This window comes from Falsirhodobacter sp. 20TX0035 (assembly GCF_028307215.1).
GTDB lineage: Bacteria > Pseudomonadota > Alphaproteobacteria > Rhodobacterales > Rhodobacteraceae > Falsirhodobacter.
In genome coordinates, this window is the sequence record NZ_JAQMHV010000001.1 from 235,478 (window position 1) to 261,940 (window position 26,463).

Below are 26,463 nucleotides of genomic sequence, written 5' to 3' on the forward strand. Positions count from 1 at the left end.
AGGCGTGAAGCTATACCTTGAATGTGGGGGCCGCAGGGCCCCGAGGCAAGCGTTTTGCGCCCGCGTTCCCGAAAGTCGCGCCGCCGGACCCTAGACCCGCACCCCGGCCAGCGAGTTCGCGGTGCTTTCCGTGATCCGCACGCGCACCAGATCGCCCACCTTCGCGGCGGGGTCCGTCACGTGGACGGCGTGCAGGTGGTCGGACTTGCCGACCATCTGCCCCGCCCACCGGCCCGGCTTTTCGTAGAGCACCCCGACCTCGCGCCCGACCATGGCCTCCTGCGTGGCGCGCTGCTGGTCGATGATCAGGTCGCGTACCTCCTGCAGGCGGGCGTCGCCCACCTCTCCGGGCAGCTCGGGCTTTTCGGCGGCGGGGGTGCCGGGGCGGGCGGAATACTTGAAGGTGAAGGCCGCGCCATAGCCCACCTCGCGAATCAGGTCTACGGTGGCGCGGTGATCGGCCTCCGTTTCCCCCGGAAACGCCACGATGAAGTCCGAGGACAGAAGGATGTCCGGCCGCGCCGCGCGGATGCGTTCGATCAGACGGACATAGGCGTCGGCCGTGTGCTTGCGGTTCATCGCCTTCAGGATGCGGTCCGATCCCGACTGCACCGGCAGGTGCAGATAGGGCATCACCTTCGGCTCCTCTCCGTGCAGGGCGATCAGGGCGTCGTCCATGTCGTTGGGATGGCTGGTGGTGTAGCGGATCCGCTCCAGCCCGTCGATCCGGGCCAGTTCGCGCATCAGCCGCGCCAGCGTCCAGTCGTCGCCGTGATAGGCGTTGACGTTCTGGCCCAGCAGCGTGATCTCGCGCACGCCGCGTTCCACCAGATCGCGCGCCTCAGTCAGAAGGCGCTGCGGCGCGCGGCTGACCTCCGCCCCGCGGGTGTAGGGCACGACGCAGAAGGCGCAGAACTTGTCGCAGCCTTCCTGCACCGTCAGAAAGGCGGTCGGGCCGCGCAGGGCCTTGCGCTGCGGCAGGTGGTCGAACTTGTCCTCGGGCGGGAAATCGGTGTCCACGGCCGGACCCTTGCCCTGCACCATGTCCGGCAGCCGGTGATAGCTTTGCGGCCCCACCACCAGATCGACCATCGGCATGCGGCGGATGATCTCCGCGCCTTCGGCCTGCGCCACGCAGCCGGCCACGCCGATCTTCATGTCGGGGTTCTTCCGCTTCAGCGGCCGCAGCCGGCCAAGGTCTGAATACAGCTTCTCGGACGCCTTTTCCCGGATGTGGCAGGTGTTCAGCAGGACCATGTCCGCGTCTTCGGCCCGGTCGGTCACGACATAGCCCTGCCCGCCCATGGCCTCGGCCATGCGCTCGCTGTCATAGACGTTCATCTGGCAACCGTAGGTCTTGATGAACAGTTTCTTCGCGTCGGCCATGATCGCTCTTTCGTGGGATGACGGCGTGTCTAACCGAAAAACATCGCCGATCGCAATCGAAGGTCTTGCCCTGCCCCAACGGCTTCCGCCATCTTGGCCCCGAAACGGCAATGGATGAATGAATGCGTTACCGCAATCTGGATGAGGTGATTGGCGCAAACGTATTTCGCAAGGGCCCTGTCGCAGTCATAATGGCCGAGGACGAGACCGAGGTCGGATCCTCGCTCGCGCATGCGCGGATGCTGGGCTTTCCCTGTGTGCTGCTGCTGACCCATGACGAGATTCGCGTCGCCCCCGAGGACGAGGCCCCCGTTCACCGCGTGACCTATGACGTGCATGCGGAAGACGCGATGCCGCGCGCCATGAACCGGCTGATCGCGGCGGCGCCGGGCGTATGGTTTCACTACTGCTTCAACGGCGAATACCTGTTCTATCCCTTCTGCGAAACGCGCGACGTGCGCGAACTGATCGCCTTCCACACCGAGGAACGGCGCTATTCCTTCCTCACCTACGTGGTGGACCTCTACGCGACGGACCTGAACGCCCATCCTGACGGCGTATCGGCCGAGGACGCGCATCTGGACCGCGCCGGCTATTACGCGCTGGGACGCGAGGATCCGCTGAACGGCTTTCAGCACAAGGACCGGCAGATGGACTTCTACGGCGGCCTGCGCTGGCGGTTCGAGGAGCACGTCCCCTATCACCGCCGCCGCATCGACCGCGTCAGCCTGTTCCAGGCCAAGGCGGGGCTGGAGATGCGCCCCGACTTCACCTTCAACGACGAGGAATACAACACCTATTCCTGCCCTTGGCACCACAACGCGACCACGGCCGTCTGCTCGTTCCGCGCAGCGAAGGCCCTGCGCACCAATCCCGGGTCGCGCCGCGAGGTGAAGGATTTCCGCTGGCATTACTCCGTGCCCTTTCGCTGGGACTCGCAGCAGCTGATGGATCTGGGCCTTCTGGAACCCGGGCAGTGGGTGTGACATCCGGGGCCGAATGAGGGCGCCAAAAATCTGTCAAAACCCTCTGGACAGCCCCGCGCCACTCGCTTATCAGACCCACACCAAACGCGGCGCGCCGCGAAAGTGCCCGGATAGCTCAGTTGGTAGAGCAACGGATTGAAAATCCGTGTGTCGGCGGTTCGACCCCGTCTCCGGGCACCATTCTTGTCCTGATGAAATACGATCACCCCTGCCGAGATGAGCTTCATGCCATCGGGTGCTTTGTGTTGGCCTGCCCCGCCAAAGGCGCGTCTGGGTAAGGCTGGGATGGTGCTCTCGGACAGCGGGCAAGGTCGTCCGTTTTGTTGGCCGGGCGCTGTCACTGTTTTGCGCCCCAGTCGAATGGTTCCGCGCCCTCGGCTTCGGCCTTGTCGATCCCATGACAAGTTTCGAACGGTGCGGCCGGGCGATCGGGACTCGCCGGGCTGCTGTCTGCCCCCCAGCCAGCATCAGGTAACGCTGATCGGCCTTTGCTTCGACCCCATCGACACCGTCCGGATCAAGGGTTAGCGGACTTTCTAATCCTGATCTTCCTTTTCGTCGGTGGGTTCCGCGCGATGGTTGAACGATTCTCCTATGGGCACTGGCGGCGGCACGGGAAGCACGCCCTTGTTCCGGCCGAGGGAAGATGCAGGTTGATGAGCGCCAGCTCATCTGCAAGCCTGTTGAAAAAGGGGAGGCCATGACCGTGCTTGCCATGACCGATCTGCGTGACGCCTCGGTCGAGATGTTCGAGGGTGAGCCGGAGCTTGCGGCGCTGCTGGGCTGCGACCCACGCACCGACCATCCCGTGGCGTCGGCGCTGGCGGCCTGCCTGCCCGAAGGGCCTGCGCGGGCCAGCGTCCTGCGACTGGCGACCGAGGTGTTTTCGGATCCCCGGCTGGCCGAGCTTGTGCTGTCGGACATCACCACCTGTGCCACCCGTGACGTGGATCCCGGCGGCCTTGCGGGCACGCTGCATTTCGCCCATGGCCTGCACGCGCTCTTGTCGCACCGGCTGACCCATGCGCTGTTCGGCGCGAACCGTCGATCCCTCGCGATGGCGGTGAAGGCGCAGTTCACGCGGGCGCTGGGCGTGGACCTGCTGCCCCAGGCGCGGATCGGACGCGAGGTGTGGTTCGATCACGGGCTCGGCCTCGTCATCGGGCAGACCGCCGTGATCGAGGCGGGCGTCAGCCTGTGGCACGGCGTCACCCTCGGCTCCAACCTGTCCGACCGGGGGGCGGATCGCCATCCGAAGGTCCGCGAAGGCGCGGTGATCGGGGCGGGCGCCCTTTTGATCGGAAACATCGAGGTGGGGGCCGGCGCGGTCGTGGCGGCGGGCGCGATCGTCACCCGGTCCGTCCCGGCCCACACCACCGTTGCGGGACCGAGGGCCGAAGACCGGCCCCGCCGTCCGGGCGCCTTTGCCGGATTCCCGACCCCTCCGGACAGGAGCTGATCATGCTGGGACTGGACCATCCGCTGGTGGCCGTGCGCGATCTGGAACGGGCGCGCGACACCTATCTGTCGCTCGGCTTCCGGATGAAGCCTGCGGGGCGGCACCCTTGGGGCACATCCACCGCGCTTGTGATCTTTCACCGCCAGCTGCTGGAACTGGTGTCGGTCTGGGACCGCGATCTTCTGTCCACCTATCCGGCGGGCGACTTCCTGTTCGGCCGGCACGTCGCGGATCATCTGGCGCAACGCGAAGGCGTCGCCCTGTCCGCCCTCCAATCCGACGATGCGATGGCCGACGCCGCGGCCGTGGCCGCGCGGGGCGGCACCGTGCGCGGCCGGATCGACTTCGGCCGCGACGTCACGCGCGACGACGGGACGCCGGACCGCACCTCCACCACGCTGGCGGTGTTCACGCGCGACGGGCTGCCGCGCCTGTCGATGTTCGCCTGTCAGCAGCACCGGCGCGACCTGATCGAGTTTCCGGAATGGATGGATCATCCCAACGGCGCCATCGGCTTCGCCTCCGCCACCATCCTGGCCGAGGATCAAGCCCCCGTGCGCGACTGGATGGCCGCCCTGCACGGGGCCGACGCGATCACGGGCCGGACGGACGGCTTCAATGTGCAGACGGCGAAGGGCGCGTGGCGGGTGCGGAACCGGCAGGGGGCCGAAGCCCTGTTCGGCCCCCTGCCCCAGGGGTTGGCGGCGGACGGTGCCGCCTCCGTCATCTCCCTCGACATTCTGGCAGACCTGCCGCGCCTTCGCCCGTTCCTGTCCACCTTCGCGGTGCGCGAGGTGGGCGGCGCGGTCGTGCTGCCCGAACACGACCGTCTGGGCGGCATCCTTCTCAGCTTCGTTCAGCCGGGGGCGTAGCCGAAGCTGACCGGGGGTTCGGCCGCCGTTTCCACCCAGACGCTTTTCGTCTGCGTGTAGGCCATCAGCGCCTCCTTCCCCGAGGAGCGGCCGTAGCCCGACCGGCCAAACCCGCCAAAGGGCGAACAGACGTTGATCGTCTTGTAGGAGTTCACCCAGAACGTGCCCGCCCGTACCGACGCGGCCATCCGATGTGCGCGGCCGACATCGGCCGTCCACACGGCGCCGGCCAGGCCGTAGGGGTTGTCGTTGGCCAGCGCGACGGCCTCTTCCTCGCTCTCGAACGTCAGGACGGACACGACAGGGCCGAAGATCTCCTCCCGCGCGACGGACATGCCGGGGGTCACGTTGTCCAGGATCGTGGGTGCGAAGTAGAACCCGCCCGAGTTTTCCAGGGGTTCGGGGCGCGCCCCGCCGGCGGCCAGACGCGCGCCCTCAGCCACGCCCGCCTGCACCATCTCCCCGATCTTGTCCCATTGGCGGCGGTTGTTGATCGGGCCGACATGCGTCGCCTCGTCGAAGGGATGGCCAAGGGCGATGCGGTTCGCGGCGTCGGCATAGGCCTCGACAAACCGCTCATGCACCGACCGGTGCACCAGCAGGCGGGACCCGGCGACGCAGCTTTGCCCCGCCCCCGCAAAGATCGCGGCCTGCGCCCCTACGATGGCGCGCCCCAGATCGGCGTCCGGGAACACGATGTTGGCCGACTTCCCGCCCAGTTCCAGCACGCAAGGCACGGTGTTCCGGGCTGCCGCCGCCGCAATGGCCGATCCGGCCTGCGCCGACCCCACGAACACCACCAGCCCCGTCTTCGTATGCGTGACGCCCGTCTGCCCCGCCGTCAGGCCGCCGCCCGCGATCACGTTCACCAGCCCGCGGGGCGCGCCCCCCAACTCGCACATCCGGCCAAGGATGAGGGTGGAAAGAGGCGTCAGTTCCGACGGCTTGATGACGACGCCGTTGCCCGCACAGATGGCGGGCGCGATCTGCCAGCCGCCGGTGAACAGCGGCGCGTTCCAGGGCGTGATCTGCATCACCACGCCGATCGGTTCCTGCCGGGTGTAGTTGAAGTGGCTGGACGGGACGGGGATCACGTCGCCATAAAGCTTATCGCACCAGCCCGCGTAATACTCGAACATTTCGGCCACGCGCAGCGCCTCGCCGCGGATGTCGCGGATCGGGCGGCCGGCGGACCGGCTCTCGATCTCGGCGATCAGGGGGGCATGGGCGCGGATCTGCGCGGCGATGGTCCACATGATGCGGCCCCGCGCGGCGGCGGGCATCGCCATCCATTCGCGCTGCGCGCGTTCGGCGGCGTCCATGGCGGCGTCGATCTCGGCCCGGCCGGCGTCGGGGAAGGACGCGAAGACCTGCCCCGAGGCGGGGTCCGTCAGATCCAGCGATGCGCCGGAGCCCGTGACGATCTCGCCCCCGATCAGGCTGCCGATCCCGGCCCCCGGGAACACGTCGCGGTACAGGGCGAGGATGCGCTCGGCCTGTTCGGCCGCGGTGATGGTCAGGGTCATCGCTTTATCCTTTCGTTCGGAAATCGCCCATGCGGGTGAAATCCTCGGTGAGGCCATAGGGAGAGGCGACCCAGAGGTCGGCCGCCTTTTCCGTCAGCGGCATGGGGGTGCCGGTGTCGGCGGCCAGCTTGCGCGCCAGGCGCACGTCCTTTTGCATTAGCGCCATGGTGAAGCCGCTGTTGAAGCCTTCGTTCATCACCCAGGTCGGGAAGTGCACTTCGGACAGCATCGACCGCCCGGACGCGGCGTTCAGCACTGCCAGCGTGGATTCGGCCGAAATCCCGGCCGCTTCGGCCAGACGCAGCCCTTCGGCGGTGGTGACCATGTGCGCGGCGCACAGAAGGTTGTTCACCAGCTTTGCCACGTTGCCCGCGCCGCTGTCGCCCACATGGATCGCCTTGGCCGACAAGGCGTCGATCACGGGACGCGCATCCTCAAGATCCGCCGTGGCGCCGCCGATCATCATGGTCAGCGCGCCCTTCGCCGCCCCGGCCGGGCCGCCTGACACGGGCGCGTCCAGAAAGCCGTGCCCCATCCCCGCCAACGTTTCCGCCAGCGCCCGCGACACCCCGGGTTCCGAGGTGGAGGTGTCGATCACCACGATCCGCCCGCGCGTCTGCAGCCGGTCGCGCACCTGATCGACCACGTTGGCCACATCCTGCGCCGTGGGGAGGGAGAAGACGATGCGGTCGGCGGCGAACACCGCCTCCAGCGTGTCGACCGGCTCCACCCCCTCGGCCCGCGCCAGATCGCGCCGCGCGGGGGACAGGTCGAAGCCCAGCGTGCGGAAGCCCGCCCGCACCGCCGACATGGCCATTCCCAGCCCCATGGCCCCCAATCCGACAACCCCGACCGTCATGTTCGCCGCCATGCGCCGCGCCTCCTCTTTTGTTATCGCGACAGGATTTCGCACCGGGGGGGTGTTGCGCTAGCGTTCAACCGGGGAACAAGGCGTTGCGATTTCAGGAACGCCCGGCAAAGCTGGCCATGGCCCCTTCCAGATGCTGCACCAGCGCCGTGACCGAGGCCGGAAGCCGCCGCCGCGCCCGCACCATCAGGTGGGCCGAGGCGCCGGTGAAGGCCAGATCCTCCAGCTCCCGCACCTCGGCCGCGCCTTCGGCCAGATCCATGGCCACCGAGGCCCGGGGCAGGAACGCGATCCCGAGGCCCGAGGTCACGAACCGCCGCAGCGCGTCGATGGAGGTGGTGATGAGCCGCGGCGAGAGCGCCAGCCCGCTGTCGGAGGCGACGCGCGCCAGAAGATCCGTCGTGCCGTGACCGGCGGGCAGCAGGGCGATGGGATGGCGCAGGCACTCGGCCAGCGCGACCTGCCGCCCCCGCGCCAGCGGGTGCCCTGGCGGCAGCACCGCGCACAAGGGATGGCGCGCCTGCGCCACGCTGCGCACCGCCCCCGTCACGGGCGGGTTGTAGGCGATGCCGATGTCGCTGTCACCATTGACCAGTGCCGCCACCACCGCGTCGGTCGATCCGATCCGCAGTTCATAGCGGACATGCGGCGTTGCGGCCATGATCCCGGCCAGCCCGTTCTGCACGAAATCGGCCAGGAATCCTTCGCCGCAATGGATGCGGACGTGGCGCTGCTGGATGCCGCGCAGGTCCGACAGCTGCTCGGCCAGGATGCCGAACTCCTCCACCGCGCGGCGGGCGTGTTCTAGGACAAGGCTGCCCGCATCGGTCAGCGTGACGCCGCGCGCGGTCCGGTCGAACAGGGGCACGCCCAGCTCCGCCTCCATGTCGGCGATCTGGCGCGACACGATGGAGGGGGCCAGCCCCAGATGCGCCGCCGCCGCCCGGATCGATCCCAGGCGGTGCACGGCCAGATAGATGCGGATGTCGCGGGCGTCGAGGGTCATCCCCGCAGGATGATGACCCGTCGCGCGGCCTGTCAAGCCGCGCCCAGTTCGGCCCGCGCCAGCGCCACCCAGAAGGCCGCGGCCCCTTCAAGGATGTTGTCGTTGAAGTCGAACCGCGGGGAATGAAGGCCGGGATTGTCCCCGTCCCGCGCCGCGCCCATCCAGAAGTAGCAGCCGGGCACCTCGTCCAGCATGAAGGCGAAATCCTCGGCCGCCATGCTGGGATCGGTGTCCGCCACGGTCAGCCCCGCGGCCGCGGCCACCTCCCGCACGCGCCGGGCGTGGGGGGCGGAATTCAAAGTGGACGGGTAGCGCCGTTCGTAATACAGGTCCGCCCGGCATCCGAGGCCCGCGGCCACGCCGTCCGCCAGCCCGCGCATCCGCCCTTCGATCAGGTCGCCGATGGCGGGATCGAACCAGCGGGTGGTGCCGCGGATCACGGCGGTTTCGGGCAGGACGTTCCAAGCCTCGCCCCCATGAACCTGCGTGACCGACACGACGGAACTGCGCAGCGGGCTGACGTTCCGCGCCGCGATGGATTGCAGCGCCGTCACGATGTGCGCGGCCGCAAGAAGCGAATCCGCGCCTTCATGTGGCATTGCCCCATGCGCGCCGGCGCCGGTCACCGTGATCTCGAACACGGCGAAGGCGGCCATCATCTCGCGGTCGCGGGCCACCAGCGTGCCGGGGGCCGCGCCGGGCCAGTTGTGCATGGCATAGACGGCGTCCACCGGGAACCGGGTGAACAGCCCCTCGCGGATCATGGCGCCCGCGCCGCCCTCGTTCTCCTCGGCCGGTTGGAAGATGAAGCGCAGGGTGCCCGTGAAGGGTGTTTCCGCCAGAACGCGGGCGGCGGCCAGCGCCGTCACCACATGCCCGTCATGCCCGCAGGCATGGGCCCGCCCCGCGTGGCGCGAGGCCCAGTCCACGCCCGACGTTTCCGTCATCGGCAGCGCGTCGATGTCGGCGCGGATGCCGATGGACGGACCTTCCCCCTTTGTCAGAGAGGCGACGACGCCCGTGCGCCCCACCCCCGTCTGCACGTCGTAGCCCCAGCCGGTCATCTTCCCGGCGATGAAGGCCGCCGTCTCGTGCTCGGCAAAGCCCAGTTCGGGGTGGGCGTGCAGATGGCGCCGCCAGGCGATGGCCTCCGCGATCTGGTCCTGCGGGATCATCCGAACATCCGCAGCGTCAGGTCCGCGATCACGACAGAGCCGAGATAGGTCCCCAGCATCACGCAGATGGCCACAATCACGATCTTCCACCCCGAGGTGCGGGCGATGGCGAATTCCTTCGACGACAGCGCAAGGCCGCCATAGGCCAGCGCCGGGGTGGCCAGCGACAGGAAGTTGATCTTGCCGACCTGCGCCACCACCCATTCGGATCCGGGCACGCCCGGAATGGTGATGACGATGGCGATCAGCGACACCCAGGCAACGGATGGCAGGTAGAACGGCATGAACCGCGCCAGCATCAGCCCGAGGACGGAACAGACGTAAAGGATCGCCATGCCGGGAAACGCCTCGGCCGCGCCCACGCCGGTGGAGACGTAATTCGCCACGCCGCCGATGACGCAGGCGATCAGCAGCAGGAGCATGGTCTCGCCCACGCGGATGCCGCGTTCGTCCACGGGTTCGATGTCCAGTTTCAGATGTTCGGTGGTCTGCATGATCGCGCCCTCAGTAAAGGTCCGGCCGCGCCTTGCGGAACAGCCATTGGGTCAGGGGAAGAGCCACGAACATGCCCACGTAAAGTCCGGTCGCATAGGTCAGCACGTTGGACGCGCCGGCCAGGCCCAGGATCAGGTCCTTGTTCTCCGGCTCGGCCGTGACGAGCCCGCCCGTGCAGGCCGCGAGCATCGAGCCCGAACCGACGCCGCAGGACATCGCCAGCGCCCGGATGTCGAACAGGCCGGTGGCGTGCACCAGCACCGGGATGACGGCGAAGATGAAGGTGCCGATCAGCGTGCCCGTGGCGTAGACGCCCATGACGCCCGCCCCCTCGGGGCTGTCGAGGCCGTATTTCTCGGCCACCAGGGCAAGGTTGGGTTCCCGGTCGATGGAATACACGGCGCCCACGGTTTCGCGCCCCATGCGCAGGACATAGACGGCGATGGGAAACGCGACGACGATGGTGCCGAGGTTTCCGATCTCCTGCAGGATCAGGGCGGGCCCCGCCTCGATGATCGCGTCAATCTGCGGGCCGACGGTGGTGCCGAACTTCGCCACGAATGGCGTGATCGCGATGGTGATCATGGCGCCCGCGAACTTCTGCACGTTCGGCGTCAGCACGCGGCCGGTGGCGCGGGTGATGTTGGGGTTCAGCGCGATCCCCATGGCGAAGGCATACAGCATGGGCAGCAGCACGATGGCCGCGATGCCGATGGGAATGCGGATGATGCCGATCGCCTCGGCGACGATGACGATGGCCAGCACGAAGACGTGCAGGGAAAGATGGCGCGGTTCGAAAACGCCCGAAGTCGGCATCCTGTCCTCCATGTTGATTGTTATCTTTTTGCGACAGTATGAAAGTCGCATTTTCACGCGACCAGATCGCAAATTGGAACACAGCGTTGCCCGCGCAGCAACACCGTCCTTCACAAGGGCAGCGTCTGGCGCACGTCCTCGATGAACAGCTTGCGGATCTGCAGGACGATCTGGTCGGCATGTATCTGCGCCAGGCGGTCGGCGCGGTCGAGGTCGCGGGTCGCGATCGCCTCGATCATCTCGTCATGCTCGCCCACATACTGTTCGGGCAGGCGGTCGTCATAGGACTGGTAGTAGATGCGCAGCAGGCGCCGTCCGTCGTCCAGCACCCGCAGGCACAGGGCATGAAAATACGGGTTGCGGCCCGCCTCGGCGATGGCCGCGTGGAATTCGCGGTTGGCAGCGATCATGCGCAGCGCGTCCCCCGCCTGCATCGCGGCCGAGAACTGTTCCTGCAGGGCGCGGATGCGGACAAGGTCCGCCTTGCGGTGGTGCTGGGCCGCCAAGCGCAGCGTGACGCGGTACATCAGCGTCAGCGCGTCGAAGAAGGCGTTCAGGTTCAGTAGGTCGATGTTGGAGATGATGGTGCTGCGGTTCGGCAGCGTAGTGACCAGCCCCTCCCCCGCCAGCCGCACCAGCGCCTCGCGGATCGGGGTGCGGGACATGTTGAAACGTTCCGCCAGCTGCACCTCGTCCACGGGGTGGCCGGGCGGCAGGGTCAGGTCCAGGATCTCGTCGCGCAGCGTGTCGTAGACGACCTTCACGCCCGAGCCGCGCTTGCGTTCGGAAAGGGTTTCGGACGGTTTGCTGGTCATGTCGGTCCCCCTGACACTGTGCGGGGCCCGTGTATCAGCCCCGCACCGCGGTTGCATGTCGAAAACGCCCGCCTCAGGCGGCCTTGGACCAGTCCGCATACCATGCGTCGAACAGGCGCAACTGCGCTTCGACGTAATGACGCTGGCTGTCGGTCAGGCTGTCGGTCTCGTTGAAGTGCAGGCTGTATTCCGGCGCGCCCTTCAGCACCATCATGTGCTTGTAGTAGAGGACCAGATCCGGCCCCTCGTCGAAGGAGCACAGCACACCCAGCGCGCGCTCCAGCTCCTCGGCCTTGCGGCGGGCGGTGGCGTCGCCGGTGGCGGCCGCCTGCGAGAGTTCCACGAGGTGCAGCACCTCGCGCGGCAGGACGTTGCCGATGCCGGTGATCGCGCCCACGGCGCCGCAGTTGACGAAGCCATGCACCACCGCGGTGTCCACGCCCACCATCAGGGACACGCCCTCCCCGCTCGTGATGTTCTCTCCGGCATAGCGCATGTCGGCAAGGCCGCCGAACTCCTTGAACCCGACAAGGTTCGGATGTTCGGCCCGCAGCGCGAAGAAGAGGTCGGCGCGGGTGGCGAAGCCGTAATAGGGGCTGTTGTAGATCACCGCCGGCACATCCGGCGCGGCCGAAAGAATGGCCTTGAAATGCGCCTTCTGCGCGGTGGGGGACGGCCCCCGCGACAGAACGCGCGGGATGACCATCAGCCCCTTGGCGCCCACCTTCTGCGCATGGGCCGCGTGCGCCACGGCCAGCGCGGTGTTCACGGCCCCCGTACCGACGATGACCGGCACGCCCGCCTTCACCAGACGCTCCACCCCCTCCATCCGCTCCGCATCGGTCAGAAGCGGCCAGTCCCCCATCGACCCGCAATAGACGACGGCGGACATGCCTTGCCCGATCAACTCCTTCCCCTTGGCAACAAGGGCGTCGAAGTCGGGACGGCGGTCGGGGGTGCAGGGGGTCATCAGCGCGGGGACGCAGCCGGAAAAGATGCTCATCTCTCTCTCCATGAGTGGACAGATTTTATGTATACTTTTTGGATACAGATAGTCTACATGAATCAAAAAGGCGGATGCCGCCGAAGATCCTGAGCCAGGGCGGTTCGCAAATGCAGGGTGTGGGCCTGGGCCAGATGGTCCGCCTGCGCGATGTCGCGAGACGTGATGGCCGCCAGCAGCGCCTCGTGCTGGGACATGCCTTCGGGGTGCGGATCCACGGTCGACGGATGAAGGCACCAAAGGCGCCGCTCCTCGTCCAGCAGGCGACACAAGAGCGTGGTGTAGTAGGGATTGCGCCCCGCCCCGGCGATGGCGGCGTGAAGCTCGCGGTCCGCGATGGCCCGATCCCGCACGCTTCGGGCCCGGGTGAACCGTGCTTGGCAGACACGGATCGCGGCCAGATCCGCCTCCGTCCGGCGCTCGGCGGCCAGCCGGGCCGTCACCCGGTGCATCAGCGTCAGCGCCTCAAGGAACGGGCGCAGGTTCACGAGGTCCACCGTCGACACGATGGCGGAGCGGTTGGGCAGCACCGTCACCAGCCCTTCGGAGGCCAGCCGCACGATCGCCGCCCGGACCGGCGTCCGCGACATGAACAGCCGTTGCGCCAGATGGATCTCGTCGATGGGGCTGCCGGGCGCGCGGACGAGGTCGAGGATCTCCTCGCGCAGAAGGGCGTGGACAAGGTCCACCCCCTCGCCGCGCCGTCTTCGGGGCCCCTCGTCCCCCGGCATCAGACGGCGTCCAGTCCCAAGGCCTGCAGACGCTCCAGCTCCTCCCACTCAGTGTCCGACAGGCGGATGCCCTCGGCTTCGGACACGGCCCGCGCGGCGAAGCGGCGCTGCGAGGGCAGGCGCGCGCCCTGCCCCAGGATCGCCTCGAACAGGCCTTCGGCGCGCGAAAACGGGTCGCCCGGGCGGCCGGCCGCGAACCGTTCGGGGCTGAAGGCGAGGATCAGTTCCCCGTGACGCGGCAGCAGCCACATGCCGCCCAGGCTGTCGCGCGCCTCGGGGCTGGTCAGGTCGCCGATCATCGCACCGGCCAGCAGCTCGATCATGGTGGAGATGGCCGATCCCTTGTGGCCGCCGAAGGGCAGCATCGCCCCTTCCAGCGCGCGGTCGGGATCGGTCGTGGGTTGTCCCTCGGCGTCGATGGCCCAGCCTTCGGGCAGGGGGGTTCCGGCGCGGCCATGCAGTTCCACCTCGCCCCGCGCGGCGACGCTGGTGGCGAAGTCGAAGACATAGGGATACTGGTCCGGCCGCGGCCAGCCGAAGGCGATCGGGTTCGTGCCCAGAAGCGCCTGCGTCCCGCCCGTAGGCGCTACGGTCGCATAACTTGGGCACATCGCAAGGGCTGCGAGACCCATCGACGCCAGCGCCTCCACCTCAGGCCAGAGGGCCGAAAAATGAGTGCAGTCGTTGATGACCAGCGTCGCCACGCCCAGCGCCCGCGCCCGCTCGGCCAGAACCGGCGCGCCCAGTTCGAACCCGGCGCAGGAAAAGCCACCCTTCGCGTCGATCCGCAGGATGCCCGAGCCGTCATCGGCCAGCACCGGCACGGCTTGGGGTGCCACCTTGCCCGCCCTGATCGTCCGCAGGCAGCCCGCGATCCGGTAAAGGCCGTGGGACTTGCAGGCGTCCCGCTCCGCTGCAACGATGACGCGGGCCAGGGCGTCGGCCTGAACATCGTCGACGCCCGCCCCCCGGAAGATGTCCGCAACCCGTATCGTCAGATCAAGGGAGGTGATGGGCGCCTGTGTCATTCCAACTCCTTCGGCATGCCGTGAATCCTTAGAGTATACATACAGTATTCTTGTTGATTCACAAACAAGCCAGCGTCATGGTTTGGTGACAAGGTCGAATCAACGGCCACCATCAGGGAGCGTCACCATGAAGACCGCCGTCGTGGCCGGGCTGCTTGCCGCCACATGCCTTTCGCCTGCCGCACATGCCGATGCGCTGGACGACATCATCTCCTCGGGCACGCTCCGCTGCGCTGTGGTGCTCGATTTCCCGCCCATGGGATCGCGCGACGCCGACAACAACCCGATCGGTTTTGACGTCGACTACTGCAACGACCTGGCCGCCGCGCTGGGCGTGGAGGCCGAGATCGTCGAGACGCCCTTCCCCGAGCGCATCCCCGCGCTGATGTCGGGCCGGGTCGACGTGGGCGTCGCCTCCACCTCCGACACTCTGGAGCGTGCGAAGACCGTGGGCATGACCATCCCCTATTTCGCCTTCCAGATGGCGGTCACGGCCAAGGACGGCGCGGGCGTCGCCTCGTTCGAGGACATGAAGGGCAAGACGGTCGGCGCCACCGCCGGCACGTACGAGGCGATCGCGCTGGAAGAGCAGGTCAAGGAATGGGGTGAGGGCACGTTCCGCCCTTACCAGACGCAGGCGGACGTGTTCCTCGCCCTCAGCCAGGGGCAGATCGACGCCACCGTGTCCACCTCCACCGTGGCGCAGGCCAACGTCAAGACCGGCAACTTCCCTGGCATCTCGGTCGTAGGCAGCGCGCCCTTCGACACCGACTACGTCGCCCTCTTCGCCATGCGCGAGGAATACGGCCTGCTGAACTACCTCAACCTCTTCATCAACCAGCAGGTGCGCACGGGCCGCTACGCCGAGCTGTACGAGAAGTGGGTGGGGGGCGACCTGCCCGACTTGACCGTCCCCGGCACCTACCGCTGAGCCTTCGCGCCGGCCCCGGGCCGGCGCCCCTGTCCGGGACGGCCACGATGTTCAACTACACCTTCCGCTGGAACCAAGCGCTGAACGCGCTGCCGCAGATGTTGGACGGCGCGCTGGTCACGCTGCAGATCGCGCTTTTGTCGATGGTGATCGGCGTGGCCGTGGCGGTTGCGCTGACGCTGTTCCGCCTGTCCGGCAACCGCGTCCTGCGCGCGATCGCCGCCACATGGGTTGAACTTGCGCGCAACACGCCCGCCCTGTTCCAGATCTACATGGCGCATTTCGGCCTCGGGGCCTTTGGCATCCACCTCAGCCCCTACGCCTCGCTTCTGGCGGGGATCGCGTTCAACAACGCAGGGTACCTCGCCGAAAATTTCCGCGGCGCGCTGAAGGCTATCCCGGACACGCAGACGCGGGCCGCCCGGTCGCTGGGCATGCCCGCCGGGCAGGCGTTCCGGCTGATCGTGATGCCGCAGATGTTCCGCGTGGCCTTCCTGCCCGCGACCAACCAGATGGTCTGGGCGATCCTCATGACCTCGCTTGGCGTGACCGTGGGCATGAACACCGACCTTGCGGGCATCACGCAGGAGCTGAACGCGCGATCCTTCCGCACGTTCGAGTTCTTCGCGATCGCGGCTGTCATCTACTACGTGATCGCCAAGGCCGTCACCCTTGCCGCGCAGGCCTTCGCCTGGCGCATGTTCCGGTACTGAGGAGGCCGCCATGTTCGACACCGCCCTGTCCTGGAACGACATGATCTTCCTTGCGCAAGGGGCGGGGATGACGCTGATGGTCACCGCCGTCGCGGTTCTTGCGGGCACGGTCATGGGCATCGTCTTCGGCGTCCTGCGCTATCAGCTTGGCACCTGGTGGTCGCTGCCGCTGACCTTTGTTCTCGACATCTTCCGCTCGGTCCCGCTCCTCATCCAGCTCGTGCTCGGCAATGCCTTCCAGGCCATCGCGCGGCTGGGGTGGGAGCCGTTCACGACCTCCTGCGTGATCCTCTCGCTCTACACCGCTGCCTATTGCACCGAGATCGTGCGCGGCGGGATCGAGGCCGTGCCCCCCACCACCCGCCGCGCCGCCCGGTCGCTGGGCCTGACCTGGTGGGGCGACATGCGGTACATCGTGGCGCCGCTGGCCACGCGCGTGTCGCTGCCCGCCTGGATCGGCCTGACGCTGGGCGTGCTGAAGGACAGCGCGCTGGTGCTGTGGCTGGGCCTGATCGAGCTGTTGCGCGCGTCCCAGATCCTCGTGACCCGGCTGCAGGAGCCGCTGTTCATCCTGATGATCTGCGGCGCCATCTACTTCCTGCTCAGCTTCCCGATAGCGCGCCTTGGCGGCTATCTCGAGAAACGGTGGTCCCCCCATGATTGAGATCCAGAACGTCCGCAAATCCTTCGGCACGCTGGAGGTGCTGAAGGGCATCGACCTTTTCGTTCAGAAGGGCGAGGTGCTGACCGTCATCGGCGGTTCCGGTTCCGGCAAGTCCACCCTGCTGACCTGCATCAACGGGCTGGAGCCGATCGACAGCGGCCGCATCCTTCTGGACGGGACGGAGGTGCACGCCAAGGGCACCGACCTGAACCGGTTGCGGCGCAAGGTGGGCATCGTGTTCCAGCAGTGGAATGCCTTTCCGCATCTGACGGTGCTGGAAAACGTTATGCTGGCCCCCCGCAAGGTGCTGAAGCAGCCGAAGGCGGAGGCCGAGGCGATGGCCGTGAAGCAGCTGACCCATGTGGGTCTGGGCGACAAGCTGCGCGTCTACCCCTCGCGCCTGTCAGGTGGCCAGCAGCAGCGCATGGCCATTGCCCGCGCGCTGGCCATGTCGCCCGAATACATGCTCTTCGACGAGGTGACCTCCGCCCTCGATCCGCAGCTGGTGGGCGAGGTTCTGGACACCCTGCGGATGCTGGCGCGCGAGGGGATGACGATGATCTGCGTCACCCACGAGATGAAGTTCGCGCGCGAGGTGTCGGACCGTGTCGCCTTCTTCCACAAGGGCGTCATGGCCGAGATCGGGCCGCCCGACACCTTCTTCGGCGCCCCGCGGACGGCCGAACTGCAGCAGTTCCTGTCGGCGACGCACTGACATGGCGGATGTGATCGTCATCGGCGCGGGGGTCGTCGGCCTGTCGTCCGCGCTGGCGCTGCAGGCGCGGGGGCTGTCGGTGACGGTTCTGGACCGCGAAGGCCCGGCGGCGGGGGCGTCGGCGGGCAATGCCGGGGCCTTCGCCTTCACCGACATCCTGCCGCTCGCCTCCCCCGGTCTGCTGCGCAAGGCGCCGCGCTGGCTGATGGACCCGCTGGGGCCGCTGTCGGTCCCGCCCGCCTATGCCGCCCGGATCGCGCCGTGGATGTACCGCTTCTGGCGCGCGTGCCACCCGTCGCGGGTCGCCGCCTCCACCGCCGCGCAGACGGCGCTGATGGACCTGTCGAAGGAGGAGCTGGAGCCGTTTCTGGCTGCCACCGGCACGCTGCCGATGCTGCGTCGCGACGGCAACCTTCAGGTCTACGAGTCCGCGGGGGAACTGGCCGCGTCGCAGCCCGGCTGGGACGCCCGCGCGGCCCACGGCATCGCCTTCACCCACATGACGGCCGAGGAGATGGCCGGGATCCAGCCCGGCCTGTCCCCCTGCTTCACCCACGGCACCTTCACCCCCGGCTGGCATTCCATCGCCGATCCGAAACTGTATGTTCTGGCGCTGGCCGAACGGTTCCGCGCGCAGGGCGGCGTGATCGCCCTTGCGAACGTGACCGAGCTGCGGGCGGACGCGGATCATGTGCAGGTCGGCTTTCACCGCGCCGCCCATGCCGTGATCGCGGCCGGCGCGTTTTCACACCGGTTGGCGGCGCTGACGGGCGACCGCATCCCGCTGGAAACCGAGCGCGGCTACAACACCACCCTGCCCCCGGGCGCCTTCGACCTGCGCACGCAGGTCACCTTCGGCGGCCACGGTTTCGTGGTCAGCGCCCTGTCCACCGGGATCCGGGTGGGTGGCGCGGTGGAACTGGGCGGTCTGGCCCTGCCCCCGAACTACGCCCGCGCGGCGGCGATGCTGGACAAGGCCGCCACCTTCCTGCCCGGCCTGAAGACCGAGGGCGGCACCCAGTGGATGGGCTTCCGCCCGTCCCTGCCCGACAGCCTGCCCGCCATCGGGCGGGCCCGCACCAGCCCACGCGTGATCCACGCCTTCGGGCACGGCCATCTGGGCCTGACGCAGTCGGTCGGCACGGCCCGCCTCGTGGCCGACCTCGTCACCGGTGCGCCGCCCGCGGTCGACCTCGCCCCCTTCTCGCCCCAAAGGTTCTGACATGACGACCCACACCTTCTCCTGCATCGACGGGCACACCTGCGGCAACCCGGTCCGCCTCGTCTCGGGCGGCGGGCCGCGGCTGGAGGGGGCGACGATGCTGGAACGCCGCGCCCATTTCCTGCGCGAGTTCGATTGGATCCGCACCGGCCTGATGTTCGAACCGCGCGGCCACGACATGATGTCGGGTTCCATCCTGTATCCGCCCACCCGCCCCGACTGCGACGTGGCCGTGCTGTTCATCGAAACGTCGGGCTGCCTGCCGATGTGCGGCCACGGCACCATCGGCACCATCACCATGGCGATCGAGAACGGCCTTATCCACCCCCGCACCCCCGGCCGCCTGTCCATCGACACCCCGGCCGGTAAGGTCGACATCACCTATGTCCAGGAAGGCCGCTTCGTGGAGGAGGTGCGCCTGACCAACGTTCCGGGCTTCCTGCATTCCGAAGGCCTGACCGCGCAGGTGGAAGGGTTGGGGGAGATCGTGGTCGACGTGGCCTATGGCGGCAACTTCTATGCCATCGTGGAGCCGCAGGCCGCCTTCCGCGACATCGCCGACCACACCGCGGGGCAGCTGATCGACTGGTCGCCCAAGCTGCGCGCGGCCCTGAACGCCAAGTATGAGTTCCTGCACCCCGAAAATCCGGCGATCTGCGGGCTGTCGCACATCCTGTGGACCGGGGCGGCCACCGTTCCCGGCGCCCATGCGCGCAACGCCGTGTTCTATGGCGACAAGGCGATCGACCGGTCGCCCTGCGGCACCGGAACCTCGGCCCGGATGGCGCAACTGTCGGCGAAGGGCCGGCTGGCGGTGGGGGACGAATTCATCCACGAATCCATCATCGGCAGCCTGTTCAAGGGCCGGGTGGAAGCGGCGATCACCGTGGCGGGCACGCCGGCCATCATCCCCTCCATCGCCGGATGGGCGCGGATGACCGGCTACAACACCATCTTCATCGACGATCGCGATCCCTTCGCGCATGGCTTCGTCGTCAAATGATCGCCCGCCGGATCGTCGCGGGCACCGCCGAAGGCCCCGTGATCGTGGCCAAGGAAGGGCTCAGCTTCTGGGGTGGTGTCGATCCTGCCACGGGGCGCGTGATCGACGCGCATCATCCGCTGGCGGGGGTTTGCCTGACCGGGGCGGTGCTAATGATGCCCACCAGCCGCGGATCCTGCACCGGCAGCGGGGTCCTGCTGGATTTGGCGATGACCGGCCGCGCTCCCGCCGCCCTCGTGTTCCGCACGGACGAGGATGTGCTGACCCTTGGCGCGCTGATCGCGGGGCGGATGTTCGACCGGACTCTGCCGGTGCTGCGGCTGGACGCGTCGGCCTATGACGCGCTGGCGCGCGCCGAACGCGCGACGATCACCGCGACGCATCTGGTGGCGGATGACCTGTCGCTGTCCCTGACCGACCTCCCTACCGCGCTGACCCTGTCGGACGCCGACCGCGCGAGGCTGGCCGGCCCGCCCGCCCGACGGCTGGCGATGGAGGTGATCTGCGCCATGGCCGCCCAGCAGGGTGCCACCGAACTGGTGGACGTAAGCCAGGCCCATGTCGACGGCTGCATCTATGCCAGCCCCGCCAACCTGCTGTTCGCCGAGGCGATGGCAGACATGGGCGCGCAGGTCTGCATCCCCACCACGATGAACGCCATCTCGGTCGACCGGGCGAACTGGCGGGCGCAGGGGGTTCCGCCGTCCTTCGGTGGCCCGGCCAGCCGTCTCGCCGACGCCTATGTGCGGATGGGGGCGCGGCCCAGCTTCACCTGCGCGCCTTATCTTCTGGACAGCACGCCGAAGCGGGGCGACCGGGTGGCCTGGGCGGAATCGAACGCGGTGGTCTACGCCAACTCCGTCATCGGCGCGCGCACGGTGAAGCATCCGGATTTCCTCGACCTGATGATCGCGCTGACCGGGCGCGCGCCCCTGTCAGGCGTCTATCGCGACGCCGACCGCGTCCCCCGGCGGATCATCGGGGTGGAGGTTCCGCCCGGTCACGACGACGCCCTCTGGCCGCTGATCGGCTATGTCGCGGGACTGCGCGCGCCGGACCGCATCCCGATCCTGACCGACCTCCCTGCCGCCGACACCGACGCGCTGAAGGCGATGTGCGCGGCCTTCGGCACCACCTCCGCCGCGCCGATGCTGCACATCGACGGCCTGACGCCCGAGGCGGCGATGCCCGACACCGCCGACCGCGCCACCATCACCCGCGCCGACCTTGCCGATGCATGGCGCCAGTTCAACGCGGGCCCGGCCGAGGTGGACCTGATCGCCATCGGCAGCCCCCACGCGTCCTTGGGGGAGTGCCGGACGCTCGCGGCGCTGGTGACGGGCACGCGCGCCAGGGTAAAGGTGATCGTCACCTGCGGCCATGACATCCTTGCCGCCGCCCGGGCCGAAGGCACGCTGGCCGTGCTGGAAGCGTTCGGCGCGCAGGTGGTGCCGGATCTTTGCTGGTGCTCCATCTCCGAACCGGTGTTCCCGCCCGACACGCGCGTTCTTTTGACGAATTCGGGCAAGTACGCCCATTACGCGCCGGGCCTGTCGGGCCGCGCCGTGCGCTTCGGCAGCCTTGCCGATTGCGCCCGTGCCGCCGTCACCGGTCGCGCCCCCGGACTTCCCCCCTGGCTGAAGGAGCCGCCATGCGCAGCGTGAAGACCGTCCACGTCATTTCCGCCCATGCCGAGGGGGAGGTCGGCGACGTCATCGTCGGCGGCGTGGCCCCGCCCCCCGGCGACACGCTGTGGGAGCAGAGCCGCTGGATCGCCCGCGACGGCACCTTGCGCAACTTCGTCCTGAACGAACCGCGCGGCGGCGTCTTCCGCCACGTCAACCTGCTGGTCCCGCCGAAGAACCCGCGCGCCGACGCCGCCTTCATCATCATGGAGCCGGAGGACACGCCGCCCATGTCCGGCTCCAACTCCATCTGCGTGGCGACAGTGCTGCTGGACGGGGGCATCCTGCCCATGACCGAACCCGTGACGGAGATCGTGCTGGAAGCCCCCGGTGGGCTGGTGCGGGTGCGGGCCGACTGCCGGAATGGCAAGGCCGAGCGGATCTTCGTGCAGAACCTGCCCAGCTTCGCCGCCACCCTGGACGCGGCGCTGGAGGTGGAGGGGATCGGGCGGCTGACGGTGGACACGGCCTATGGCGGCGACAGCTTCGTGATCGTGGACGCCGAGGCGATGGGCCTCGCGCTGACGCCCGACAACGCGCACCGGATCGCGACGCTGGGCGTTCGGATCACCGATGCGGCCAATGCGCAGCTGGCCTTCCACCATCCGGACAACCCGGACTGGCGTCACTTTTCCTTCTGCCTGTTCGCAGGCCCGGTATCGCGCGAAGGGCATGAACTGCGCGCCAGGGCCGCCGTGGCGATCCAGCCCGGCAAGGTCGACCGTTCTCCCACCGGCACGGCGTTGTCGGCGCGCATGGCGGTGCTGCACGCCCGGGGCCAGATGGGGATCGGGGATCGGCTGACCGTGGAGTCGCTGATCGGATCCACCTTCACGGGACGCATCCTGGGGGAAACGATGGTGGGGGGACGTCCGGCCATCCTGTCCGAGATTTCGGGCCGCGCCTGGATCACGGGGATGCACCAGCACATGCTGGATCCGGCCGATCCCTGGCCCGGCGGCTACCGGCTGTCGGACACCTGGGGCGCGCGCTGAGGGCGGCTTCAAAGCGAGCTTGCGGGGCCCATCGTCTCCTGATGGCGCCGCCGCAGTTTCGCCTCGCGCCACATGGCATAGCAGCCGGACCCGACGATGATGGCCGCGCCGATCAGGGTCATGTGGTCCGGCCGCTCGTGGAAGATCAGGACGCCGAAGATCAGCGCGAAGACCAACCGCGCGTAGCGCAGTGGCGCGAGGGCCGAAGCCTCGCTTTGCCGGGTGGCGGCGACCAAGGCGGCATAGGCCACCACGCCCGACGCCCAGCAGCCCAGCAGGAACATCCACTGCGTCAGGCCGGGCCACAGGAAGACCTGCCCCAGAGAGACCGCCAGCACAAGCGCCGCGACCAGCGTGGCGCCGAAGGCCCCGGCGGCCAAAATCTCCGAACGCACATCCGCCGGCATGCGGCGCGTCACCAGATCGCGCGCGGCCAGCAGCAGCACGGACACCAGAGCAAGCAACGAGACGGGCTGGAACCCTTCATAGCCCGGGCGGATCACCATCATGACGCCCAGAAACCCGATGATGATGGTGATCCAGCGCCGCCAGCCCACAGGCTCCCCCAGAAACAGCGCCGCGCCCAGCAGGATGGCCAAGGGAAGCGCCTGAAAGATGGCGGTGGTGGAGGAGAGTTCCGTCAACGCCAGCGCGATCACGAAGCAGATGGAACCGAAGGCTTCGCAAACGCTCCGGAACAAGACGATCGGGCGAAAGAGCCCGCTGCGCCCGATCCGCACGCCCTTCGCCCTTGCCAGACCCAAAAAGGTCGCGCAGCCCATGGCACCCAGCACCGCCACGATCTGCGTGTAGGGCATGTTGGCCGACAGAAGCTTGATGAACGTGTCCTCGACGGCAAACAGCGCCATCGCGAAAAGCATCAGCGTCATGCCGCGCTGGGTGTCGGTCTTCATCCGGAGTCGCCTTGAACATCTTTTCATCGACGTTGCACGTCAGAGGGCGTTTTTACAGCGGATTCGTGTCTGCACCCGGACGCCCTGCAACAGCAGCGGAAGATGGACTACCAAATCATGCCCACGGTGTGCTTCGGACAGTGGCCGCAGCCCCCGGATCAGGATCAACCCTGCCGCCTGGGCGCTGGTCCATAGGCGGGGGAAGGAATACCTCCCGCATCAGGCGTTATCCGCAGGCAGAGGGTGCGGCGGTCTTACGTGCGAAGCTGCATCACTTCCGTGATCCTCGCCCCCTGAGGACCGTGTTGCCTGCATTCTATTCCGGGGATGTGGGTGGCGGAGACGAAGGGATTCGAACCCTCGAGACCCTTCCGGGCCTGCACCCTTAGCAGGGGTGTGCCTTCGACCACTCGGCCACGTCTCCGCTGACCCGTATAGGGGTGGGGATTCAGGAAAACAAGCGGCTTTTCGGGAGGTCCACGTCCACGCCCGCCGGCGGCCGGGAAAGGCCCACGAACTGAAGCGTATCACCCTGCATCACCCCTCCCGAATGAAGTGGTTCTGGCAAGGTCCGGCCTTCACCACCAGTGGTGCATCACCCACCAAGCGGAACTGATGCCAAGCAGACCGAACAGAAGCTCCGGCAGCACGGCCACGACGCCCGCAAAGGTCGACATGGTGTTTCCAATCCTGATTGCGAGGCCAGACGCTTTTCCGCCAGCCGCTCGTTCAGCATATACTAAATTTTAGACAATTGACACATCGCCGTTCAGGACCCCCAAACGCGGGGGATCACAGGGCGTCGACGCCCAGATCCTCGATCACCATCTGGCGGGCGCGGTTGACGCGGCTTTTCACGGTGCCGATAGCGCAATCGCAGATTTCCGCCGCGGTTTCATAGCTTTCGCCCAGCATCACCACCAGGATCAGCATCTCGCGGTAATGGGATGGCAGGCGGTCCACGGCGGCCATCAGTTCTTTCCCGCGGACATACCATTCCTGAGTGGCGGGGCTGATTGGGGTGGCGGAGACGCAATCCTCGCCGGCCGGCGCCTCACGCGTGCGAATCTTGACCGAGGTGAAGAAGGTGTTGCGCATGATGGTGAAAAGCCAGGCGCGCAGGCGGCTTCCCTCTTCGAACTTGTCGATGTTGCCAAGGGCCTTTACCAGTGTATCCTGAACAAGGTCGTCGGCATCGGCGGCGTTTCGGCACAGGGAACGGGCATAGGCCCTCAGGGCGGGAATCAGCTCCAGCACATCGGGAACCACCTTCCCTCCTGCTTGCTGATCCATGTCCTGTCACCCTGCTGTCTTTGATGCGGGGTCAACGTGACTTGGGGCCGTTGGTTCCGTCATGCAGGGATATGGGAATGAACGACGTGCGCGACCTGGACGAGGATCTGAAACGGCTGACAGCCGAACTGATCGACGCGCTGCGGAACGAGCCCGTCCCCCCGCCGATCCTGGATCTGGCCGCGCGCCTGCAGGCGGCCCTGACCGCGCGGGCGACTGTTCCCGCCGAACCGGAATGACGCCGCATCGAATCGGATTGACTCTTCCCCCAGATTTATCCCCAAGAGATTCGGGTCCGCAGTCCGATTGAGGATTCACAGCGCGAATCGGTGCCCCTAGTATGGCCTCCTGATGGTTTGGGGGCGACATGCTGGACGGTTTCAACTTTGACGGCGACCTGCACCCGCTTGACGCGGTGGAGGTCTTCGCCTCCCGCAAGGCGTGGGAGTTCGACCGGCTGAGCGAGGACCGCATCGCCCTGACCGTGGAAGGGCTGTGGCGCCTGTATACGCTGACGCTGACCTGGCAGCCCGCGGACGAGACGTTGCGCCTTTTGTGCACCTTCGAAATGAACCCGCCCCCGGCCCGCCACCCCGCCCTGTTCGACCTGCTGAACCGCGCGAATGACAGCGTCTGGACCGGGGCCTTCACCTATTGGCCCGACCAGCGCCTGATGGTCTGGCGCTATGGACTGGCGCTGCCGGGCGGACTGGCCGTGGGGGCCGGGCAGATCGAACACCTGATGCAAGGCGCGGTCGCCGCGTCGGAGCGGTTCTATCCGGCGTTCCAGCTTGTGGCCTGGGGCGACGCCGCGCCGGACAAGGCCCTGCACATCGCAATCGCCGAGGCCTGTGGCCGCGCCTGAAGGGAGACGAGAATGACATTGGACCAGGTGGCGCAGCGCGGGCTTGTTCTGCTGGGATGCGGAAAGATGGGATCGGCCATGCTGGCCGGTTGGCTGGAAGGGGGGCTGCCGCCCGCGTCGGTTCACGTGATGACACCGAACCCTTCGGACTGGCTGAAGGGCACCGGCGTCCATATCAACGGGGCCGTGCCGCTGGACGCCGCCATCGCTCTTCTGGCCGTGAAGCCGCAGAAGATGGCCGAGGCCCTGCCGCGTCTTGCGCCCTTGGGCGGCGGCGCGACCCTGTTCCTCAGCGTGGCCGCCGGCCTGACACTGGCGCGATACGAGGCGATGCTGGGCGCCGGCACGCCGGTGGTGCGGGCCATGCCCAACACCCCGTCCGCCGTCGGGCGGGGCATCACCGCACTGGTCGCGAATTCACAGGTGACGGAAGCGGACATGCAACTGGCCGAGGCCCTGCTGTCGGCCGTGGGCGACACCGTGCGGCTGGAGCACGAGGACCAGATGGACACGGTGTCCGCCATCTCCGGCTGCGGCCCCGCCTATGTCTTCCACCTGATCGAGGCGCTGGCGGAGGCGGGCGTGGCCGAAGGCCTGTCCCCGGATCTGGCGATGCGTCTGGCCCGCGCGACCATCACCGGTGCGGGCGAACTGGCCCACCAGTCCCCGGACGACGCCCGGCAGCTTCGGGTGAACGTTACCTCGCCGGGCGGCATGACGGCGGCCGGGCTGGCCGTCCTGATGCAGGACCTGCCCGACCTGATACACCGCACCGTGCGCGCCGCCGCCGAACGTGGGCGGGAACTGGGCGCATGATCACCTTCGACGATTTCGCCAAGCTCGACATCCGGACCGGTCGCATCACCCGCGCCGAACCCTTCCCCGAGGCGCGCAAGCCCGCCATCAAGCTGTGGATCGACTTCGGAGAGCTGGGGGAGAAACGATCCTCGGCCCAGGTCACCCGCCACTACGCGCCCGAAACACTGGTCGGGCGGCAGGTGCTGGCGGTCGTCAACTTTCCCCCGCGCCAGATCGGGCCGGTCATGTCCGAGGTGCTGGTGCTGGGCGTCCCCGACGCCGAAGGCGAGGTCGTCCTGATCGCGCCCGACCGGGATGTGCCCTTGGGAGGGCGCCTGTTCTGACGTGGCATCCTGTCGCAGAGGGAAGCGCCTTTTCGCCAATGAAATCAGCTTTCTGACGATTCCCCGCTCAAAGCCGCCCCGCGTTAGCGTCAACACCCCTCCCGTTCCGCGACAGGTCATTGCCCTGTTGCCGGTCCTGCCCCAACTTAAAGACA

General features: G+C 67.9%; 28 protein-coding genes and 2 tRNA genes. 16 read left to right on the plus strand and 14 right to left on the minus strand.

Going from position 1 to position 26,463, the window contains the following annotated elements:
- Positions 1-90: 90 nt before the first annotated feature.
- The gene (miaB, locus tag PIJ50_RS01235; protein ID WP_271971988.1) at positions 91-1,386 is read right to left on the minus strand and encodes a tRNA (N6-isopentenyl adenosine(37)-C2)-methylthiotransferase MiaB; all 1,296 of its coding nucleotides are present in this window, start codon (positions 1,384-1,386) and stop codon (positions 91-93) included.
- 122 nt (positions 1,387-1,508) lie between these two features.
- On the opposite strand from miaB, the gene PIJ50_RS01240 reads away from it, so the two are divergent.
- From PIJ50_RS01240 to PIJ50_RS01255, 4 genes are all read left to right on the plus strand, one after another.
- Positions 1,509-2,372, plus strand: a complete 864-nt coding sequence (locus PIJ50_RS01240; RefSeq protein ID WP_271971990.1) for a hypothetical protein — start codon at positions 1,509-1,511, stop codon at positions 2,370-2,372.
- A gap of 104 nt (positions 2,373-2,476) precedes the next feature.
- Positions 2,477-2,552 (plus strand) — tRNA-Phe (locus PIJ50_RS01245).
- A 520-nt stretch (positions 2,553-3,072) separates the two neighbouring features.
- Positions 3,073-3,831, plus strand: a complete 759-nt coding sequence (locus PIJ50_RS01250) for an LbetaH domain-containing protein (RefSeq protein ID WP_271971992.1) — start codon at positions 3,073-3,075, stop codon at positions 3,829-3,831.
- A 2-nt stretch (positions 3,832-3,833) separates the two neighbouring features.
- Positions 3,834-4,703, plus strand: coding sequence for a VOC family protein (locus PIJ50_RS01255; RefSeq protein ID WP_271971994.1), 870 nt, complete (start codon positions 3,834-3,836; stop codon positions 4,701-4,703).
- Here PIJ50_RS01255 and PIJ50_RS01260 read toward each other — a convergent pair.
- The 10 genes from PIJ50_RS01260 to PIJ50_RS01305 form a co-directional block, all read right to left on the minus strand.
- Positions 4,688-6,229 carry an aldehyde dehydrogenase family protein gene (locus PIJ50_RS01260; protein ID WP_271971996.1) on the minus strand — a complete coding sequence of 514 codons (1,542 nt, stop codon included), beginning with the start codon at positions 6,227-6,229 and terminating at the stop codon, positions 4,688-4,690. The genes PIJ50_RS01255 and PIJ50_RS01260 overlap by 16 nt on opposite strands.
- A 4-nt stretch (positions 6,230-6,233) precedes the next feature.
- Positions 6,234-7,100, minus strand: a complete 867-nt coding sequence (locus PIJ50_RS01265; RefSeq protein ID WP_271971998.1) for an NAD(P)-dependent oxidoreductase — start codon at positions 7,098-7,100, stop codon at positions 6,234-6,236.
- Positions 7,101-7,191: 91 nt separating this feature from the next.
- Entirely contained in the window at positions 7,192-8,103 is a 912-nt protein-coding gene (locus tag PIJ50_RS01270; protein ID WP_271972000.1) for a LysR family transcriptional regulator, read from the minus strand.
- Between the two features lie 32 nt (positions 8,104-8,135).
- Positions 8,136-9,278 carry a M20 aminoacylase family protein gene (locus tag PIJ50_RS01275; protein WP_271972002.1) on the minus strand — a complete coding sequence of 381 codons (1,143 nt, stop codon included), beginning with the start codon at positions 9,276-9,278 and terminating at the stop codon, positions 8,136-8,138.
- Entirely contained in the window at positions 9,275-9,772 is a 498-nt protein-coding gene (locus tag PIJ50_RS01280; protein WP_271972004.1) for a hypothetical protein, read from the minus strand. The genes PIJ50_RS01275 and PIJ50_RS01280 overlap by 4 nt, the downstream gene beginning before the upstream one ends.
- A 10-nt stretch (positions 9,773-9,782) precedes the next feature.
- Positions 9,783-10,589, minus strand: coding sequence for a DUF3100 domain-containing protein (locus tag PIJ50_RS01285; RefSeq protein WP_271972005.1), 807 nt, complete (start codon positions 10,587-10,589; stop codon positions 9,783-9,785).
- A gap of 110 nt (positions 10,590-10,699) precedes the next feature.
- Complete coding sequence (locus PIJ50_RS01290) at positions 10,700-11,404, minus strand: GntR family transcriptional regulator (RefSeq protein WP_271972006.1); 705 nt, start codon at positions 11,402-11,404, stop codon at positions 10,700-10,702.
- 73 nt (positions 11,405-11,477) lie between these two features.
- The gene (locus tag PIJ50_RS01295; protein ID WP_271972008.1) at positions 11,478-12,407 is read right to left on the minus strand and encodes a dihydrodipicolinate synthase family protein; all 930 of its coding nucleotides are present in this window, start codon (positions 12,405-12,407) and stop codon (positions 11,478-11,480) included.
- Between the two features lie 62 nt (positions 12,408-12,469).
- The gene (locus PIJ50_RS01300) at positions 12,470-13,096 is read right to left on the minus strand and encodes a GntR family transcriptional regulator (RefSeq protein ID WP_271972010.1); all 627 of its coding nucleotides are present in this window, start codon (positions 13,094-13,096) and stop codon (positions 12,470-12,472) included.
- A 41-nt stretch (positions 13,097-13,137) separates the two neighbouring features.
- Positions 13,138-14,166 carry an Ldh family oxidoreductase gene (locus tag PIJ50_RS01305; protein WP_271972011.1) on the minus strand — a complete coding sequence of 343 codons (1,029 nt, stop codon included), beginning with the start codon at positions 14,164-14,166 and terminating at the stop codon, positions 13,138-13,140.
- 127 nt (positions 14,167-14,293) lie between these two features.
- On the opposite strand from PIJ50_RS01305, the gene PIJ50_RS01310 reads away from it, so the two are divergent.
- The 8 genes from PIJ50_RS01310 to PIJ50_RS01345 are packed head-to-tail and all read left to right on the plus strand — an operon-like array spanning position 14,294 to position 22,094.
- Positions 14,294-15,097 carry an ABC transporter substrate-binding protein gene (locus PIJ50_RS01310; RefSeq protein ID WP_271972013.1) on the plus strand — a complete coding sequence of 268 codons (804 nt, stop codon included), beginning with the start codon at positions 14,294-14,296 and terminating at the stop codon, positions 15,095-15,097.
- A 47-nt stretch (positions 15,098-15,144) separates the two neighbouring features.
- Positions 15,145-15,810 (plus strand): amino acid ABC transporter permease, encoded by a 666-nt coding sequence (locus tag PIJ50_RS01315; protein WP_271972014.1) that lies wholly within the window; start codon positions 15,145-15,147, stop codon positions 15,808-15,810.
- A 10-nt stretch (positions 15,811-15,820) separates the two neighbouring features.
- Positions 15,821-16,474, plus strand: a complete 654-nt coding sequence (locus PIJ50_RS01320; protein WP_271972016.1) for an amino acid ABC transporter permease — start codon at positions 15,821-15,823, stop codon at positions 16,472-16,474.
- The gene (locus tag PIJ50_RS01325; protein WP_271972018.1) at positions 16,467-17,189 is read left to right on the plus strand and encodes an amino acid ABC transporter ATP-binding protein; all 723 of its coding nucleotides are present in this window, start codon (positions 16,467-16,469) and stop codon (positions 17,187-17,189) included. Before PIJ50_RS01320 ends, PIJ50_RS01325 begins: the two co-directional genes overlap by 8 nt.
- Position 17,190: 1 nt before the next feature.
- Positions 17,191-18,411, plus strand: coding sequence for an NAD(P)/FAD-dependent oxidoreductase (locus PIJ50_RS01330; protein ID WP_271972020.1), 1,221 nt, complete (start codon positions 17,191-17,193; stop codon positions 18,409-18,411).
- 1 nt (position 18,412) lies between these two features.
- A complete protein-coding gene (locus PIJ50_RS01335; protein WP_271972022.1) occupies positions 18,413-19,414 on the plus strand; it encodes a 4-hydroxyproline epimerase in 1,002 nt (333 codons plus the stop codon).
- Positions 19,411-21,078: a cis-3-hydroxy-L-proline dehydratase gene (lhpI, locus tag PIJ50_RS01340; RefSeq protein WP_271972023.1), complete on the plus strand. Its 1,668-nt coding sequence runs from the start codon at positions 19,411-19,413 to the stop codon at positions 21,076-21,078. The genes PIJ50_RS01335 and lhpI overlap by 4 nt, the downstream gene beginning before the upstream one ends.
- The gene (locus tag PIJ50_RS01345) at positions 21,066-22,094 is read left to right on the plus strand and encodes a trans-3-hydroxy-L-proline dehydratase (protein ID WP_271972024.1); all 1,029 of its coding nucleotides are present in this window, start codon (positions 21,066-21,068) and stop codon (positions 22,092-22,094) included. Before lhpI ends, PIJ50_RS01345 begins: the two co-directional genes overlap by 13 nt.
- A gap of 8 nt (positions 22,095-22,102) precedes the next feature.
- Here PIJ50_RS01345 and PIJ50_RS01350 read toward each other — a convergent pair whose 3' ends face one another.
- The 3 genes from PIJ50_RS01350 to PIJ50_RS01360 all read right to left on the minus strand — a co-directional run bounded on the left by PIJ50_RS01350 (position 22,103) and on the right by PIJ50_RS01360 (position 24,301).
- Positions 22,103-23,008 carry a DMT family transporter gene (locus PIJ50_RS01350; protein ID WP_271972025.1) on the minus strand — a complete coding sequence of 302 codons (906 nt, stop codon included), beginning with the start codon at positions 23,006-23,008 and terminating at the stop codon, positions 22,103-22,105.
- Between the two features lie 334 nt (positions 23,009-23,342).
- Positions 23,343-23,432, minus strand: a tRNA-Ser gene (locus tag PIJ50_RS01355).
- A gap of 368 nt (positions 23,433-23,800) precedes the next feature.
- Positions 23,801-24,301, minus strand: a complete 501-nt coding sequence (locus PIJ50_RS01360; protein ID WP_271972027.1) for a sigma-70 family RNA polymerase sigma factor — start codon at positions 24,299-24,301, stop codon at positions 23,801-23,803.
- Between the two features lie 77 nt (positions 24,302-24,378).
- Between PIJ50_RS01360 and PIJ50_RS01365 the strand changes: the two genes are divergently transcribed.
- From PIJ50_RS01365 to PIJ50_RS01380, 4 genes are all read left to right on the plus strand, one after another.
- Positions 24,379-24,540 (plus strand): hypothetical protein, encoded by a 162-nt coding sequence (locus tag PIJ50_RS01365; protein ID WP_271972029.1) that lies wholly within the window; start codon positions 24,379-24,381, stop codon positions 24,538-24,540.
- 128 nt (positions 24,541-24,668) lie between these two features.
- A complete protein-coding gene (locus tag PIJ50_RS01370) occupies positions 24,669-25,166 on the plus strand; it encodes a type III secretion system chaperone family protein (protein WP_271972031.1) in 498 nt (165 codons plus the stop codon).
- Between the two features lie 12 nt (positions 25,167-25,178).
- Positions 25,179-25,982, plus strand: a complete 804-nt coding sequence (gene proC / locus PIJ50_RS01375; protein ID WP_271972033.1) for a pyrroline-5-carboxylate reductase — start codon at positions 25,179-25,181, stop codon at positions 25,980-25,982.
- A complete protein-coding gene (locus PIJ50_RS01380) occupies positions 25,979-26,308 on the plus strand; it encodes a tRNA-binding protein (protein WP_271972034.1) in 330 nt (109 codons plus the stop codon). Before proC ends, PIJ50_RS01380 begins: the two co-directional genes overlap by 4 nt.
- Positions 26,309-26,463: the final 155 nt, after the last annotated feature.